The 15,829-nt window shown below is 42.4% G+C and carries 16 protein-coding genes; 15 read left to right on the forward strand and 1 reads right to left on the reverse strand.

Annotated elements, in window-relative coordinates; translation table 11 throughout:
* Positions 1-162 precede the first annotated feature (162 nt).
* From BLL40_RS04395 to BLL40_RS04425, 7 genes are all read left to right on the forward strand, one after another.
* Positions 163-2,247, forward strand: coding sequence for a (Fe-S)-binding protein (locus BLL40_RS04395; protein ID WP_073710706.1), 2,085 nt, complete (start codon positions 163-165; stop codon positions 2,245-2,247).
* 39 nt (positions 2,248-2,286) lie between these two features.
* Positions 2,287-3,138 (forward strand): 3-hydroxybutyryl-CoA dehydrogenase, encoded by an 852-nt coding sequence (locus tag BLL40_RS04400; RefSeq protein WP_073710707.1) that lies wholly within the window; start codon positions 2,287-2,289, stop codon positions 3,136-3,138.
* Between the two features lie 15 nt (positions 3,139-3,153).
* A complete protein-coding gene (locus BLL40_RS04405) occupies positions 3,154-4,275 on the forward strand; it encodes an acyl-CoA dehydrogenase (RefSeq protein WP_073710708.1) in 1,122 nt (373 codons plus the stop codon).
* A 76-nt stretch (positions 4,276-4,351) separates the two neighbouring features.
* A complete protein-coding gene (locus tag BLL40_RS04410; protein WP_073710709.1) occupies positions 4,352-4,990 on the forward strand; it encodes a TetR/AcrR family transcriptional regulator in 639 nt (212 codons plus the stop codon).
* 265 nt (positions 4,991-5,255) lie between these two features.
* Positions 5,256-5,477: a hypothetical protein gene (locus BLL40_RS04415; RefSeq protein WP_073710710.1), complete on the forward strand. Its 222-nt coding sequence runs from the start codon at positions 5,256-5,258 to the stop codon at positions 5,475-5,477.
* A gap of 94 nt (positions 5,478-5,571) precedes the next feature.
* Complete coding sequence (gene rpoE / locus BLL40_RS04420) at positions 5,572-6,129, forward strand: DNA-directed RNA polymerase subunit delta (protein ID WP_083566274.1); 558 nt, start codon at positions 5,572-5,574, stop codon at positions 6,127-6,129.
* 319 nt (positions 6,130-6,448) lie between these two features.
* Positions 6,449-8,047: a CTP synthase gene (locus BLL40_RS04425; protein WP_073710711.1), complete on the forward strand. Its 1,599-nt coding sequence runs from the start codon at positions 6,449-6,451 to the stop codon at positions 8,045-8,047.
* Positions 8,048-8,183: 136 nt separating this feature from the next.
* Here BLL40_RS04425 and BLL40_RS04430 read toward each other — a convergent pair whose 3' ends face one another.
* A complete protein-coding gene (locus tag BLL40_RS04430; RefSeq protein ID WP_173799896.1) occupies positions 8,184-8,690 on the reverse strand; it encodes a DUF2529 family protein in 507 nt (168 codons plus the stop codon).
* Between the two features lie 154 nt (positions 8,691-8,844).
* On the opposite strand from BLL40_RS04430, the gene BLL40_RS04435 reads away from it, so the two are divergent.
* The 8 genes from BLL40_RS04435 (at position 8,845) to BLL40_RS04470 (ending at position 15,814) form a co-directional block, all read left to right on the forward strand.
* Positions 8,845-9,207 (forward strand): response regulator, encoded by a 363-nt coding sequence (locus BLL40_RS04435; protein ID WP_073710713.1) that lies wholly within the window; start codon positions 8,845-8,847, stop codon positions 9,205-9,207.
* 103 nt (positions 9,208-9,310) lie between these two features.
* Complete coding sequence (locus tag BLL40_RS04440; protein WP_073710714.1) at positions 9,311-10,174, forward strand: class II fructose-bisphosphate aldolase; 864 nt, start codon at positions 9,311-9,313, stop codon at positions 10,172-10,174.
* Positions 10,175-10,281: 107 nt separating this feature from the next.
* Positions 10,282-10,929: a fructose-6-phosphate aldolase gene (fsa, locus tag BLL40_RS04445; protein ID WP_073710715.1), complete on the forward strand. Its 648-nt coding sequence runs from the start codon at positions 10,282-10,284 to the stop codon at positions 10,927-10,929.
* Between the two features lie 101 nt (positions 10,930-11,030).
* Positions 11,031-12,317, forward strand: a complete 1,287-nt coding sequence (locus tag BLL40_RS04450) for a UDP-N-acetylglucosamine 1-carboxyvinyltransferase (RefSeq protein WP_073710716.1) — start codon at positions 11,031-11,033, stop codon at positions 12,315-12,317.
* 94 nt (positions 12,318-12,411) lie between these two features.
* The gene (glpX, locus tag BLL40_RS04455; protein ID WP_073710717.1) at positions 12,412-13,374 is read left to right on the forward strand and encodes a class II fructose-bisphosphatase; all 963 of its coding nucleotides are present in this window, start codon (positions 12,412-12,414) and stop codon (positions 13,372-13,374) included.
* Positions 13,375-13,535: 161 nt separating this feature from the next.
* A complete protein-coding gene (gene rho / locus BLL40_RS04460) occupies positions 13,536-14,819 on the forward strand; it encodes a transcription termination factor Rho (RefSeq protein WP_073710718.1) in 1,284 nt (427 codons plus the stop codon).
* Positions 14,820-14,950: 131 nt separating this feature from the next.
* A complete protein-coding gene (gene rpmE, locus BLL40_RS04465) occupies positions 14,951-15,163 on the forward strand; it encodes a 50S ribosomal protein L31 (RefSeq protein WP_073710719.1) in 213 nt (70 codons plus the stop codon).
* Positions 15,164-15,241: 78 nt separating this feature from the next.
* Complete coding sequence (locus BLL40_RS04470) at positions 15,242-15,814, forward strand: thymidine kinase (RefSeq protein WP_073710720.1); 573 nt, start codon at positions 15,242-15,244, stop codon at positions 15,812-15,814.
* The last annotated feature ends 15 nt before the right edge of the window (positions 15,815-15,829 follow it).

Raw genomic sequence — 15,829 nt, forward strand, 5'->3', positions numbered from 1 at the left:
AATATCTTTGTAGATGTTAAACAGCCTGCCTGTACTTCCGTAAAAGGGTTTCTATATGAAATAAGAGAAGTTTCTTTAAAAGGTTCTTGACTGAATGCTCATTCATATAATAGGATAAGAGTAATTAAAAGGGGGATATTTCGGGAAAGGAAGTGCACGGTTATGAATGGGTTACTTTGGCTTAATTTAATCGCTGCTACTTTTGTAATCGCTTACGCAGTATGGTTATTCGTTTATTTATTGAAAACACGCTACGCATTTATAAAGCTTGGTAAAAAAGAAGAATTTGAACGGAAAAAGGATGAACGAATCCGTACTATTATCGTCAATGTATTTGGCCAAAAAAAACTATTAAAAGATAAAAAGAGCGGTACGATTCACGTGATGTTTTTTTATGGATTCCTGCTTGTACAGTTCGGTGCTATCGATTTTATTATGAAGGGAATTGTACCGGGAGCGCATTTGCCGCTGGGTCCTTTTTACGAACCCTTTACATTTTTTCAGGAAATTGTAACACTTACCATTATTGTTGCTGTGATCTGGGCCTTTTACCGTCGCTACATTGAAAAGCTCGTTCGATTGAAGCGCGGATGGAAAAATGGACTTGTGCTGATTTTTATTGGGTCGCTTATGGTATCAGTTCTTGCAGGCAATGCTATGGACCTTATCTGGCACAAGGAAAATGTTCAATTCACATGGATGGAGCCGGCGGTGTCAGCTGTTGCGGTCCTATTCGCTAGTCTGCCACAGGCATTTGTCATTGCTTTATTTTATATGATGTGGTGGATTCACTTATTCGTCTTGCTCGCGTTCCTCGTATACGTGCCGCAATCGAAACATGCGCATTTAATTGCTGGTCCAATCAACACCTATTTACACCGGTTAAATAAAGCTGGTACGCTCAGGAAAATTGATTTCGAAGATGAAACGCAGGAATCATTCGGTGCAGGGAAAATTCAAGACTTTACGCAGACGCAAATGATTGACTTTTATGCGTGCGTGGAATGTGGGCGCTGTACAAATATGTGTCCGGCGACCGGCACCGGTAAAATGCTGTCGCCAATGGATTTAATCATCAAATTGCGCGATCATTTGACTATGACCGGTGCAGTTGTAACGAGGAAGCAGCCCTGGGTTCCAGCGTTTGCTTTTACAGAGACACGAGGGAATCAAATTGCAAAAGGCATTGATCTATACAGCCCTTCGATGATCGGGGACGTCATCACAGAAGAAGAAATCTGGGCATGTACGACGTGTCGAAACTGTGAGGACCAGTGCCCGGTTATGAACGAGCACGTCGATAAAATTATTGACTTGCGCCGCTATCTTGTTCTGACTGAAGGTAAAATGAATCCGGATGCCAAGCGTGCTATGCAATACATTGAGCGTCAGGGCAATCCGTGGGGGTTGAACCGGAAAGATAAAGAAAAATGGCGTGAACTACGTGATGATGTTCATATTCCAACGATTAAAGAAATGCAAAGAGAAAATAGTAAACCAGACTATTTATTTTGGGTTGGTTCAATGGGCGCGTTTGACAGCCGAAGTCAAAAAATTGCCTTGTCATTTGCTAAACTGATGAATGAAGCCGGTGTGTCGTTTGCCATTCTTGGCAATAAAGAAAAAAATTCGGGTGATACACCACGCCGTTTAGGAAATGAATTTTTATTCCAAGAGCTGTCGGCAGCGAACATTGCCGAATTCGAGAAAAATGATGTAAAAAAAATCGTGACAATCGATCCGCATGCATACAATATCTTTAAAAATGAATATCCAGATTTTGGATATAAAGCGGATGTGTATCATCATACTGAACTTCTTGATCAGCTCGTGAAAGAAGGACGATTGAAACCGCGTTATGAGGTGAATGAAACGATTACATTCCATGATTCATGTTATCTTGGCCGCTACAATGATGTATACGATCCGCCACGAGAAATATTGAAAGCGATCCCGGGCGTGCAGCTTGTGGAAATGAAGCGTAACCGTCAGAATGGCATGTGCTGCGGTGCCGGCGGTGGAATGATGTGGATGGAAGAAAACACTGGCCATCGAATCAACGTCGCCCGTACAGAGCAGGCACTAGCTGTGAGCCCATCTGTGATTAGCTCCGGCTGCCCGTTCTGCTTGACGATGATTTCCGATGGAACGAAAGCGAAGGAAGTAGAAGAGCAAGTCGCCACATATGATGTTGCAGAATTGCTTGAGAAATCGATTTGCGGTGGAAAAGAAGAAATAAGTGCATAATCAAGTGAATCAAATCAGCATGAAAAGGGAGATTGCACAATGAAATTAAAAAGAATCATGGTGATTGGTGCGGGTCAGATGGGATCGGGGATTGCACAGGTTTGTGCGCAGGCGGGCTATGATGTGCTTCTTCATGACCTGAAACCGGAACACATTGAACGCGGTCTTCAGATCATTTTTAACAATATCACTCGCCAAGTTGAAAAAGGACGGATGAGTGAATCTGAAAAATCAGTTGTTCTGGCAAGGCTTCACAAGTCAACGGATATACAGGATGCAGGTGGAGTGGACATTGTCATTGAAGCGGTCGTTGAGAACATGGACATCAAGCGGAATATTTTTGCGCAGTTGGATGAAATCACACCTGATCATACAATACTTGCATCGAATACGTCGTCGCTGCCGATTACGGAAATTGCGGCGGCGACGGACCGGCCAGAAAAAGTCATCGGAATGCATTTTATGAACCCGGTCCCGGTGATGAAGCTAGTAGAGATCATTAGAGGTTTGGCGACAGCAGATGATGTGTATAAAAAGATTGAGGATCTCACGAAAAAGCTCGGGAAAGTGCCGGTGGAAGTGAATGACTTCCCGGGATTTGTGTCCAATCGTATCCTCATGCCAATGATTAATGAAGCGATATATACGCTCTATGAAGGAGTAGCGACGAAGGAAGCCATTGATGATGTGATCAAGCTCGGGATGAATCATCCAATGGGGCCGATTAAACTCGCTGATTTTATTGGCCTCGATACGTGTTTGTCTGTTATGGAAATTTTGCATGAAGGGTTTGGTGATGATAAATACAGGCCATGCCCGCTGCTCAGGAAATATGTAAAAGCGGGTTGGCTTGGGAAAAAAGCAGGGCGCGGATTCTACATATACGAATAAGCGGAGGCGATTCGGATGAATGTTCAGCTGACAGATGAGCATAATATGCTACGGAAAATGGTGAGGGACTTTGCCGAAAAAGAAGTGGCACCGTTTGTAGAGCGAATGGAAGCAGGGGAGTTTCCACGAGAGATTGTCAATAAGATGGCGACAATCGGATTGATGGGGATCACAGTACCGGCCAAATACGGAGGCAGCGAAATGGATTTTACGTCATGCGTGATTGCCATTGAAGAGTTGTCTAAGGTGAGTGCGGCGGTGGGGGTTATTTTATCCGTGCACACATCGGTCGGTACAAATCCAATTTTATTATATGGAACAGACGAGCAAAAAGAAAAGTATGTAACGAAACTCGCTTCCGGCGAATGGCTCGGCGCCTTTTGTTTAACTGAGCCATCTTCTGGGTCCGACGCGGCATCATTAAAAACGACAGCGGTGAAAAAAGAAAATCATTACGTGATGAATGGTTCAAAGGCGTTCGTTACAAATGGCGGTGTGGCTGATACGTATATTGTATTTGCGAAAACAGAACATGGTATTTCTGCTTTTATCGTTGAAAAAGATATGGCAGGACTCATCATTGGTAAAGATGAGCGGAAGATGGGACTTCACGGATCGCGTACGGTGCAGTTGTCATTTGAAGATATGATTATACCGGCTGAGAACTTAATCGGCGGGGAAGGTGACGGGTTTAAAATTGCGATGGCTAATCTCGATGGGGGACGGATTGGTATCGCCGCCCAGGCGCTCGGGATTGCCGAAGCTGCTTTTGAAACAGCGGCCGCTTATGCAAAAGAACGTCATCAATTTGGCCAATCCATTGCGCAGCAGCAAGCGATTGCGTTCAAACTGGCTGATATGGAAACGGCTGCTCAAGCAGCCCGACTATTCGTCTATAAGGCAGCAAGTCTTCGTTCAAACGGACAGCCATGCGGGAAAGAAGCTTCGATGGCCAAACTATTTGCATCGCAAGCAGCGGTTGATATATCTATTGAATGCGTTCAAATTTTAGGCGGATATGGTTATACAAAAGACTATCCAGCCGAGCGGTATTTCCGTGATGCAAAAGTGACGCAAATTTATGAAGGTACGTCAGAAATTCAGCGAATCGTTATTAGCAAACACCTGTTAAAATAAAAATGAAGCAGAGTTAAAAGAAATGGACGTAATTACCTTATAAAAGAATGTTGATGGAGCAAGGAGACGGAATAAAATGACAGAAAAAAGAAGGCAAGTGCATGCTTCTGTTAAAGACATACAATTGATTGAAAAACGGCGCTCGGAAATGATTCGCGGCGCTGTTCAATTATTTAAACAAAAAGGGTTCCACCGGACGACAACACGTGAAATTGCGAAAGCATCGGGCTTCAGCATTGGTACAATGTATGAATACATACGTACGAAAGAAGATGTTTTATATCTTGTCTGTGACAGCATTTATGATCAAGTGAAAGAACGGCTGAAGCAAATTGATTTTGAGCAGGGGACTCTTGAGAGTTTGCAGCTCGGCATTGCGTATTACTTTCGAGTAATGGATGAAATGCAAGATGAAGTGCTCGTCATGCATCAGGAAGTAAAGTCGCTGTCAAAAGATGTGTTGCCATATGTCCTGAAAAAAGAAGTAGAAGTGGTGTCGATGATGGAAGCGCTCATTCAACGCTGTGTTGACCGCGATGTGCTTGAATTGGATGAAAAAAAAGTCCATATTTTGGCGCTCAATATTTTTAATCAAGGACAAATGTGGAACTCTCAGAGATGGATGATACAAGAATCATTCTCGCTTGATGAATACATCAACTTGCAGACCGATCTGCTTTTTATCGGTATAAACGGATACAAAACAAGCAATTAAAAAAAGCCCGCTCTCATTTTTGAGAGCGGGCTCACCTTATTTTTATCGTAAATCTCTGTCTGTGCGCATTATTCTGTCTGCATTCACATGTGCTTCTTCACATCTGACAGTGTCACATACAGTTACTGTATCTTCTATTTGAAAAATTAGAGTATATTTTACATGGAAAGGGAATACTTATTAAGAAAATTTACAATTACGATATCTATGTAATACATTAAAGGAGTAAAATGAAAGAAAATGTCGATTGAGGGGATGTGAAGGCTTGAAACGTGTCATTCAATGCGCAGTACTGATAACCATAGCTACAATTACATACTGGTTTTATTTAAATCAATTTGGAGCAGTTCCATTCCTTCTCCTCTCTATTTTTTTCTTCTACAAAGCATATAGGGCGTATCATGGGCGTTCGAAAAACCATAAAGTAGGACAGCGAATCGACCATTCAGCGGCTTCAACCGGAAAAAAAGCAGAAATCATCACATAAATATGGCATGCAGCCATATTTTTTGTTTATAATGGGGAATATGCCAAAAACGTTTTGCTCTTTTTGGGCGTGCAAATAGAGAAGGGAAGTGCGAATGGTGAGTTTGCAACAATATTCCAAAGAACAAATAAAAGAAATGTCATTCCTTGAACTGGCACATTTAATTCTTGCTGATAAGCGGGAACCGATCACATTTAAAGAACTACTGTCAAACATTCAAAAGCATCTTGGCGTTTCAGATACTGAAGTGAAATCGCGTATGGTTCAATTTTATACAGATTTAAACGTTGATGGAAGTTTTTTATCATTAGGAGAAAACCGTTGGGGTCTTCGTGCGTGGTACCCGGTTGAAAAACTGGAAGAAGAAACGACGAATGCACCTGTGAAAACGCGTAAGAAAAAGGCGAAAAAAGCAGTAATAGAAGATTTTGAAGAAGAACTGATTGAAGATGATGAAATCGAGGACTTCGATGAAGAAGACTTTGATGAAGTAGAAGAAGATATCGATCTCGATGAAGAAGATTTGGATGAAGACATTGAAGAAGACGATGAAGAAGACATTGTCATTGAAGTTGATCCTGAAATTGAAGACGACGATGAATTTGAAGAAGAGGAAGGCGCTGAAGACGAATACAATCTCGACGATAAATAACTTTTAATCTTCGCTTGACTATTTCATCGGCGAATTGTAGTATTTTATTTGGGCTCTTTTATGAGACGAAATGACATTAGTCTATAACGCTCCTCTTACTGAGAAGTAAGCGGAGCGTTTTTTGTATTTTTATCCCGCATTAACGGGCAGTAAGACTCCTATTTCAAGGCTTTGGTAAGAAAAGAAGGCTTCGTTTGGGATCAACTGCCCGTAAAAGCCCGATTGGTTCAACTAACATTCAGTGGGGGAGAAGAATACCCCACTGAATGAAGTTTCACTTTATGATAAAACAGAAGTATTGAAGGAGGATATTTTCACTTTGACAAAATATATTTTCGTGACAGGTGGCGTTGTATCATCACTCGGAAAAGGAATTACAGCTGCATCACTCGGCCGTTTACTTAAAAATCGCGGTTTAAAAGTATTTATTCAAAAGTTTGATCCATACATTAACGTAGACCCAGGCACAATGAGCCCATATCAGCACGGTGAAGTATTCGTTACAGATGACGGTGCGGAAACGGATCTTGATCTTGGTCACTACGAGCGTTTCATCGATATTAATTTGACGAAACTAAGCAACATTACAACAGGTAAAGTATATTCGTCCGTCATTCGGAAAGAACGCCGCGGTGAATATTTGGGTGGCACGGTGCAGGTAATCCCGCACATTACGAATGAAATTAAAGAGCGCGTTTTTCGTGCAGGTAAAGAATCAGGTGCAGACGTTGTCATTACAGAAATTGGCGGCACGGTCGGCGATATTGAGTCACTTCCGTTTCTTGAAGCCATTCGCCAAATTAAAAGCGATGTCGGCCAGGATAACGTGCTATACATTCACTGTACGCTGATCCCATATTTGAAAGCGGCTGGTGAAATGAAAACGAAGCCGACGCAGCATAGCGTAAAAGAGCTTCGAAGCCTTGGTATTCAGCCAAACATTATTGTTGTACGGACCGAGATGCCGATTTCACAGGACATGAAAGACAAACTTGCTCTTTTCTGTGATATTGCAAAAGAGGCCGTTATTGAATGTCCAGATGCGGACACACTTTATGCTGTGCCAATTATGCTACAAAATCAAAAAATGGACGACCTTGTTTGCCGTCTTTTGAAGGTACAGTGCCATGATGCAGACATGACTGAGTGGAATGCCCTCGTTCATAAAGTACGCAATTTGTCGAATAAGACGCGGATTGCTCTCGTCGGTAAGTATGTGGAACTGCAGGATGCCTATATTTCAGTTGCGGAGTCTTTGAAGCATGCCGGCTATCAGTTTGATGCGGATGTGGAAATTGACTGGGTAAATTCAGCTGAAATTACAGAGGATAATGTAGCAGATCGTTTAAAAGACGCAGACGGTATTCTTGTACCGGGAGGCTTTGGCGATCGAGGTATCGATGGAAAACTTGAGGCCATTAAATATGCACGCGAAAACAATGTACCGTTTTTCGGCATTTGCCTTGGTATGCAGCTTGCGTCAATCGAATATGCGCGTAATGTACTGAAATTAGATGATGCACATTCGGCTGAAATTTGTCCAGACACACTGTACCCGATTATCGATCTTTTGCCAGAGCAAAAAGATATCGAAGACCTCGGCGGTACACTTCGTCTCGGTTTATATGCATGTAAATTACAGCAAGGTACACGTGCATATGAAGCGTATAATGAGGAGATCGTTTACGAACGTCACCGTCACCGTTATGAATTCAACAACGAATTCCGTGAGAAAATGGAGGAAAAAGGCTTCATCTTCTCGGGCACAAGTCCGGATGGACGTCTCGTTGAAATCATTGAACTGGCAGAGCACCCATGGTTCGTAGCAGCGCAGTTTCACCCGGAATTTAAATCCCGTCCGACACGCCCGCAGCCATTGTTCAAGCAATTCATTAAAGCAGCAATCGAAAACCAATAAGAATTCAAAGGCAAAGATCGCGTCATTAATTGCTACGCCTTTGTTAGCGTACACTGCGAGTCAAAAATCCCGTCCGACAACTTATCGGCGGGATTTTTTTAATAAATGTCAGGAATAATTGGTCGGCGCTTCACTATTATACGTATTCGCTCATAATTTCTTCAATCGTCATTTTTAATAAAAAATACGTATATAGTCCGACGATCGAAGAAGGGAATCCGGTCCGCCCGCCTTCATCATCGGGCAAAAGTCCTTTCGTCAGTCGCATATCGATAAACGCATCTGCTAATCCCTCGATGCCGGACTCTTCTCGTTTTGAGGCAATAGCTGCAAATGGAATACCCTTAGCCGCTAATTTTTTTGCCAGTTCTATCGCTCCTAGGTCATCAGCAAATCGTGAAGCGATCAATACGCGGTCTGCTTCTGACAATTGAATAGAAGGTGTCCAGCATTGAATGCGGCTCAACGTTTCTGCACCGTCTATCGCTTCTTTTTCAATGACAGCCATTTCACCGAAGCCTTTAATATATAAAATCCCTTCGCTAATTAATCCTTGAGCAAGTAAGCGACCTGCATCTTCAATTGGAAATTCTTCTTTTTCACTAATCCGCTTCAATAAACCGGTCAGCTGTGTCATAAACATTTTTGACAAACGTATCACCTATTCCTTTTTCTCTAGTATAGTATTTACAACAAAATGAAGGAAGCAGGAAGCAGGAAGGAATTTGAAGAGAAATGGAGAATGTATGTAGAACGTGTGAAAAAGAACGGAAGCAAAAGTACAGGGGGAAAATACAGTGACAGCAAACATTTTAATTGTTGACGACCAATATGGCATTCGCATTTTATTGAATGAAGTGTTAAAAAAAGAAGGATATGATACATTACAGGCTGCAAACGGGCCAGAAGCAGTAAAATTGGCAAAAGAACAAAATCCTGATCTTGTGTTGCTCGATATGAAAATTCCGGGCATGGATGGAATTGAGATTTTAAAACAAATGAAGGCGGATAATCCTAATATCCGGGCGATTATTATGACAGCATATGGAGAACTTGATATGATTCAAGAAGCAAAAAACATTGGTGCAATCATGCATGTGCCGAAACCGTTTGATATTGATGATATTCGTAAAACGGTCAAAGATCATCTGATTGATTAAAGGAATAACCTACTTTAGTGTTGGTAATAAAAAGATGAATTTGGTATGATATTATTGTGGTTTTTTTATGAAGCGATTAATGCCCGTAGAGGAGGAAAAAGTAATGCCGTTAGTATCCATGACCGAAATGTTAAACACAGCGAAAAAAGAGAAATATGCTGTGGGGCAATTCAACTTAAATAACCTTGAGTTTACTCAAGCAATTTTGCAGGCGGCTGAAGAAGAAAAGTCGCCTGTTATCCTTGGTGTATCTGAAGGCGCAGCACGTTACATGGGCGGTTTTAAATTAATCGTGGCAATGGTAAAAGAATTGATCGAAGAATACGGCGTAACTGTTCCTGTAGCCATTCACCTTGATCACGGTTCGAGCTATGAAAGCTGTGCAAAAGCGATTCAAGCAGGCTTCACATCTGTTATGATTGATGGTTCACATCATCCACTGGAAGAAAACATTGCATTAACAAAAAAAGTGGTCGAGCTTGCTCATTTCCACGGCGTTTCCGTTGAAGCAGAACTCGGACGTATCGGTGGTCAGGAAGATGATCTTGTCGTTGACGATGCAGATGCAATGTATGCTATTCCATCTGAGTGCGATCAACTTGTTCGTGAAACAGGTGTTGACTGCTTCGCTCCGGCACTTGGATCTGTCCATGGTCCTTACAAAGGTGAACCGAACCTAGGTTTCGACCGTATGAAAGAAGTAATGGAATTGACTGGTATACCACTCGTTCTTCACGGCGGTACTGGAATCCCGACAAAAGACATTGAACGTGCGATTTCTCTTGGTACAGCAAAGATTAATGTAAATACAGAAAATCAAATTTCATCTGCGAAAGCAGTTCGTGAAACTCTGGCGGCGAAACCGGAAGAGTATGATCCGCGTAAATATCTCGGACCTGCACGCGAAGCGATTAAAGAAACAGTTAAAGGGAAAATGCGCGAATTTGGTTCTGCAGGTCAGGCTTAATAATTTTCTTTTGCAGCACAATTGAAATATACATGGTAACCGCCTCTTTTGAAAGAAAAGGCGGTTGTTGCGTGTATATATTAACAACATGAAAAGAGGAAAATATAATGAAATTTTTTATTGATACAGCAAATGTGGACGAAATTCGCGAAGCACACTCATGGGGTATTTTGTCAGGTGTAACAACAAATCCATCGATTGTGGCGAAAGAAAATGTGTCTTTCCACGATCGGATTCGGGAAATTACGGAGATCGTCAGTGGTCCTGTAAGCGCGGAAGTCATTGCACTTGATGCGGAAGGTATGATTCAAGAAGGCCGTGAACTGGCTAAAATTGCGCCAAATATTATAGTAAAAGTACCGATGACACCGGAGGGTTTGAAAGCCGTCGCCGTTTTTTCAAAAGAAGGCATTAAAACGAACGTGACACTTATTTTCAGTGCGAATCAAGCATTGATGGCAGCCCGTGCAGGTGCAACATACGTATCCCCATTCCTTGGCCGTCTTGATGATATCGGACACAATGGACTTGACTTAGTTGAAACAATTGCTGACATTTTTGCCATTCACGATATTGAATCAGAAATTATTGCGGCATCTGCTCGTCACTCACAGCACGTAACAGCCGCTGCACTCAAAGGTGCTCACATTGTAACAGCACCATTGAAACTGCTTCAGCAATTATTCAACCATCCATTGACAGATAAAGGGATTGAAGGATTTCTGGCTGACTGGGAAAAACGCGAAGCTAAATAATAATGTACATGAGACGAATTTATATAGGTTAAACTAGGCAAACTAGAACTATCAAGAAAGCTTTCCCGCTTTCCGTTTATACAGGAAGAAGGGAGTACAGAATGGAAAAATTAAAAATTAAAGGCGGATACTCTTTAAAAGGGACGGTCAAAGTAGACGGCGCAAAAAATAGCGCTGTCGCTCTTGTACCGGCTGCTATTTTAGCGGAGTCGCCGATTACGATTGAAGGATTGCCGGATATTTCAGATATTCATATGTTAAAAGGACTTCTTGAAGAAATTGGCGGCGATGTGACGTTTGAAGATGGTGTCATGCAGATTGACCCGAAGAAGATGACGGCGATGCCGCTTCCAAACGGGAAAGTGAAAAAACTGCGTGCTTCTTATTATTTAATGGGCGCGATGCTCGGCCGTTTTAATAAAGCGGTCGTTGGTCTTCCAGGTGGCTGTCATTTAGGACCTCGTCCGATTGATCAGCATATTAAAGGATTTGAAGCGCTTGGCGCGGAAGTGACGAATGAACAAGGTGCGATTTATTTGCGTGCGAAGGAATTGCGCGGAGCTCGCATTTATTTAGACGTTGTCAGTGTCGGTGCAACCATTAATATTATGCTGGCGGCAGTTCGGGCTAAAGGGCAAACGATTATTGAAAATGCTGCTAAGGAGCCAGAAATTATTGATGTGGCGACATTGTTGTCCAATATGGGAGCAAAGATTAAAGGTGCTGGAACCGATATCATTCGCATTGATGGTGTGAAGCAGCTTCATGGGTGCCGTCATACGATTATTCCGGACCGTATTGAAGCAGGAACGTTTATGATTATGGCTGCAGCTGTAGGTGAAGGTGTCATCATCGATAATGTCATCCCCCTCCATATGGAGTCATTAACGGCGAAACTTCGTGAAATGAATGTACCCATTGAACTTGGTGAAGAACGCATTTTTGTCGGGAAAGCGGATGTGTTGAAAACAGTTGATATTAAAACGCTCGTCTATCCAGGATTTCCAACTGATTTACAGCAGCCATTCACGTCACTTTTGACGAAAGCATCTGGTTCGGCCATTATTACGGATACGATTTATCCCGCCCGATTTAAACACATTGATGAGCTGCGGCGAATGGGAGCCAATGTGAAAACGGAAGGCCGATCAGCGATTATAAATGGCCCGGTTCAGCTGCAGGGAGCGAACGTGAAAGCGAGCGATCTGCGAGCAGGAGCTGCACTCGTTCTTGCCGGACTTATGGCCGATGGCGTGACAGAAGTGACCGGCCTTGAACATATTGACCGGGGCTATAGCGGTTTAACAGAAAAGCTGACAGCGTTAGGCGCCAATATATGGCGTGAAGAAATGTCGAAAGAAGAGCTTGAAGAAATAAAAAGCTCATAATAATTCTAAGCATATTCTCCAAATGTGTTACAATATAAGTAGCAATTAGTTATACTAATTTGCTGAATGCTTGTCATACAGGAGGAAAAGAGCTATGGAAAGAAGTTTATCAATGGAACTTGTCCGTGTCACTGAGGCTGCGGGATTAGCTTCTGCGCGCTGGATGGGCCGCGGGTTAAAAGATGAAGCAGACGGCGCAGCAACATCTGCTATGCGTGATGTATTTGATACGATTCCGATGAAAGGAACGGTTGTCATCGGCGAAGGAGAAATGGATGAAGCGCCGATGCTGTACATTGGTGAAAAACTCGGTACAGGCTATGGTCCTCGTGTTGATGTAGCAGTTGACCCGCTTGAAGGTACGAATATTGTTGCGGCAGGTGGATGGAACGCCCTCGCAGTTCTTGCAGTAGCAGATGGTGGAAATCTTCTGCATGCGCCTGACATGTATATGGATAAAATCGCAGTTGGACCGGAAGCAGTCGGTCAAATCGATATTAATGCCTCTATCATAGACAATTTGAAAGCAGTTGCAAAAGCGAAAAATAAAAACATTGAAGACGTTGTGGCGACGATTTTATATCGCGATCGTCACGAGCGTATTATCGAAGAACTCCGTGAAGCCGGCGCACGTATTAAACTCATTAATGATGGTGATGTTGCAGGTGCAATTAATACAGCGTTTGATCTAACGGGTGTTGATATTTTGTTTGGCTCGGGTGGTGCACCGGAAGGCGTTATTTCAGCGGTTGCATTAAAAGCGCTTGGTGGTGAAATTCAAGGCCGTTTATTGCCGCAAAATGATGCAGAGCTGGAGCGGTGCAAAAGAATGGGTCTTGATGTGAACAAAGTGCTTCGCATGGAAGACCTTGTCCGTGGTGATGACGCTATTTTTGCAGCAACTGGTGTAACGGATGGTGAGCTTTTACGCGGTGTTCAATTTAAAGGAACGTATGCAGAAACGCATTCAATTGTTATGCGCGCAAAATCCGGAACCGTCCGTTTCATTGACGGCCGTCACAGTTTAAGCAAAAAACCGAATCTTGTGTTTAAATGATAAGAAGTCGTTTCTTCTTTTAACCAACAGCGGTGCAACCGGTCCGGTTCTCCGCTGTTTTATTTGATCTGAACAAACCACTGAACAATTGCTTCACGACTACGACCAACGAGCTGTTCCTTCCTCTTAAAAAAATCAATCTAATAAAGTGTGGTGCCTTAATGGAAGAATTAACAATTAACCATCTTGAAAATTTAAAACTGAAGGAATTATATGAACTCGCTAAAACATATAAAATATCGTACTATAGCAAAATGACTAAAAAAGAACTTATTTTTGCGATTTTAAAAGCACGAGCTGAACAGCAGGGCTTCTTCTTTATGGAAGGCGTGCTTGAAATTATTCAATCGGAAGGTTTTGGCTTCCTTCGCCCCATCAATTATTCAGCGAGTTCAGAAGACATTTACATTTCTGCTTCGCAAATTCGCCGCTTTGATTTACGTAACGGTGATAAAGTATCCGGAAAAGTACGCCCGCCGAAAGAAAATGAACGGTATTACGGTCTTTTGCACGTAGAAGCTGTGAATGGTGACGATCCGGAATCTGCGAAGGAACGCGTTCATTTCCCAGCGTTGACACCACTCTATCCAGACCGTCAGATCATGCTTGAAACAGAATCAAAACATGTATCGACACGTATTATGGATCTCGTTTCGCCAGTTGGCTTCGGTCAACGTGGATTAATTGTGGCACCGCCAAAAGCAGGGAAAACGATGCTGTTAAAAGAGATTGCCAATTCAATTTCAAAAAATCATCCAGAAGCAGAATTAATCGTCCTGTTAATTGATGAGCGCCCAGAAGAAGTCACAGACATTGAACGTTCGGTGCAGGCAGAAGTCGTCAGTTCTACATTTGACGAAGTGCCTGAAAATCATATTAAAGTATCGGAACTTGTACTTGAACGGGCGATGCGACTCGTCGAACATAAGCGCGACGTCGTGATTCTGATGGATTCGATTACCCGTCTCGCCCGTGCCTACAATTTGGTTATCCCGCCAAGTGGACGAACGCTTTCGGGTGGTATTGATCCGGCTGCGTTTCATCGTCCAAAGCGTTTTTTCGGTGCAGCCCGTAATATTGAAGAAGGCGGTAGCTTAACGATTCTTGCAACAGCGCTTGTTGATACCGGTTCGCGAATGGATGATGTCATTTATGAAGAATTTAAAGGAACGGGTAACATGGAGCTTCATCTAGATCGTTCGCTCGCTGAACGGCGTATTTTCCCGGCAATCGACATTCGCCGCTCCGGCACACGAAAAGAAGAACTTCTTATTGGCAAAGAACAGCTTGAAATTGTATGGGCAATTCGTAAAACGATGTCTGATGCACCGGACCTTGCGGAAAAAATACTTCGCCGTTTGCGTCAAACGAAGAGCAATGAAGACTTTATAAGCCAGCTGCTTGCTGAAATAAAGAAAAATGGTAATTCCAAAAAAATGCTGTGAAAATAATTTGCGAAATGAGTAATACCCTGATATACTGTTTTAGTGTGTACGAAAGAAAAGCATAAATCAATTGTGCTTATTCATATAATACTCTGTTTCGGAATGACTCAGGGCGGAAGGAGAGAAAAGACATGCAAGCAGGAATTCATCCTAACTACAAAACAGCACAAGTTAAATGTGCGTGCGGTAACGAATTCGTAACGGGTTCTGTAAAAGAAGATATTCGCGTAGAGGTTTGTTCTGAATGCCACCCATTCTATACTGGACGTCAGAAATTTGCTGACGCAGGTGGACGTGTGGATCGTTTCAACAAAAAATACGGCCTTAAAGATGAAGCAAGATAATGATAGACAAAAACGGGCGAGGAGTGCTACACTGCTTGCCCGTTTTTTTTGTACAAAAAAACGGAGGACCGAACAATTATGGCCCAGTTATTTTTTAAATATGGTGCAATGAACAGCGGCAAATCGATTGAAATTTTAAAAGTTGCACACAACTATGAAGAACAAAATAAATCAGTACTTCTTTTCACATCCAGTCTCGATACACGTGATGAAATCGGCTATATTTCAAGCCGAATCGGGCTACGTCGTCAAGCTTTACCTATTTTCAATGAAACGAATATATTTGAAGATGTACGTACAAATGAATCAAATCCGTCGTGTATTTTAATTGATGAAGTTCAGTTTTTATTAAAAGAGCATGTTTTGCAGCTTTCACAGATTGTGGATGAATTGAATATTCCCGTTATGGGGTTCGGTTTGAAAAATGATTTTCAAAATGAATTGTTTGAAGGTAGTAAATATATGTTGATTTACGCCGACAAAGTAGAAGAAATGAAGACAATCTGTTGGTTTTGCGAGCGGAAAGCGACGATGAATTTGCGTGTGGACGGAGCGGGGAAACCGGTGTATACCGGTGAACAAATTCAAATTGGGGGCAATGATTCGTATTACCCGGTTTGCCGGAAATGCCATCAAAACCCACCACTTTAATTATAAAAAAATCGA

This window comes from Domibacillus mangrovi, from assembly GCF_001906925.1.
Classification (GTDB): Bacteria; Bacillota; Bacilli; order Bacillales; family Domibacillaceae; genus Domibacillus; species Domibacillus mangrovi.

Excerpts from the sequence above, each read along its gene's own strand:
- BLL40_RS04395 (WP_073710706.1), top strand. The coding sequence starts at position 163 with ATGAATGGGTTACTTTGGCTTAATTTAATCGCTGCTACTTTTGTAATC.
- BLL40_RS04400 (WP_073710707.1), top strand. The coding sequence starts at position 2,287 with ATGAAATTAAAAAGAATCATGGTGATTGGTGCGGGTCAGATGGGATCG.
- BLL40_RS04410 (WP_073710709.1), top strand. The coding sequence starts at position 4,352 with ATGACAGAAAAAAGAAGGCAAGTGCATGCTTCTGTTAAAGACATACAA.
- fsa (WP_073710715.1), top strand. The coding sequence starts at position 10,282 with ATGAAATTTTTTATTGATACAGCAAATGTGGACGAAATTCGCGAAGCA.
- rpmE (WP_073710719.1), top strand. The coding sequence starts at position 14,951 with ATGCAAGCAGGAATTCATCCTAACTACAAAACAGCACAAGTTAAATGT.
- rho (WP_073710718.1), top strand. The coding sequence starts at position 13,536 with ATGGAAGAATTAACAATTAACCATCTTGAAAATTTAAAACTGAAGGAA.
- BLL40_RS04470 (WP_073710720.1), top strand. The coding sequence starts at position 15,242 with ATGGCCCAGTTATTTTTTAAATATGGTGCAATGAACAGCGGCAAATCG.
- rpoE (WP_083566274.1), top strand. The coding sequence starts at position 5,572 with ATGGTGAGTTTGCAACAATATTCCAAAGAACAAATAAAAGAAATGTCA.
- BLL40_RS04440 (WP_073710714.1), top strand. The coding sequence starts at position 9,311 with ATGCCGTTAGTATCCATGACCGAAATGTTAAACACAGCGAAAAAAGAG.
- BLL40_RS04450 (WP_073710716.1), top strand. The coding sequence starts at position 11,031 with ATGGAAAAATTAAAAATTAAAGGCGGATACTCTTTAAAAGGGACGGTC.
- glpX (WP_073710717.1), top strand. The coding sequence starts at position 12,412 with ATGGAAAGAAGTTTATCAATGGAACTTGTCCGTGTCACTGAGGCTGCG.
- BLL40_RS04430 (WP_173799896.1), bottom strand. The coding sequence starts at position 8,690 with ATGTTTATGACACAGCTGACCGGTTTATTGAAGCGGATTAGTGAAAAA.
- BLL40_RS04405 (WP_073710708.1), top strand. The coding sequence starts at position 3,154 with ATGAATGTTCAGCTGACAGATGAGCATAATATGCTACGGAAAATGGTG.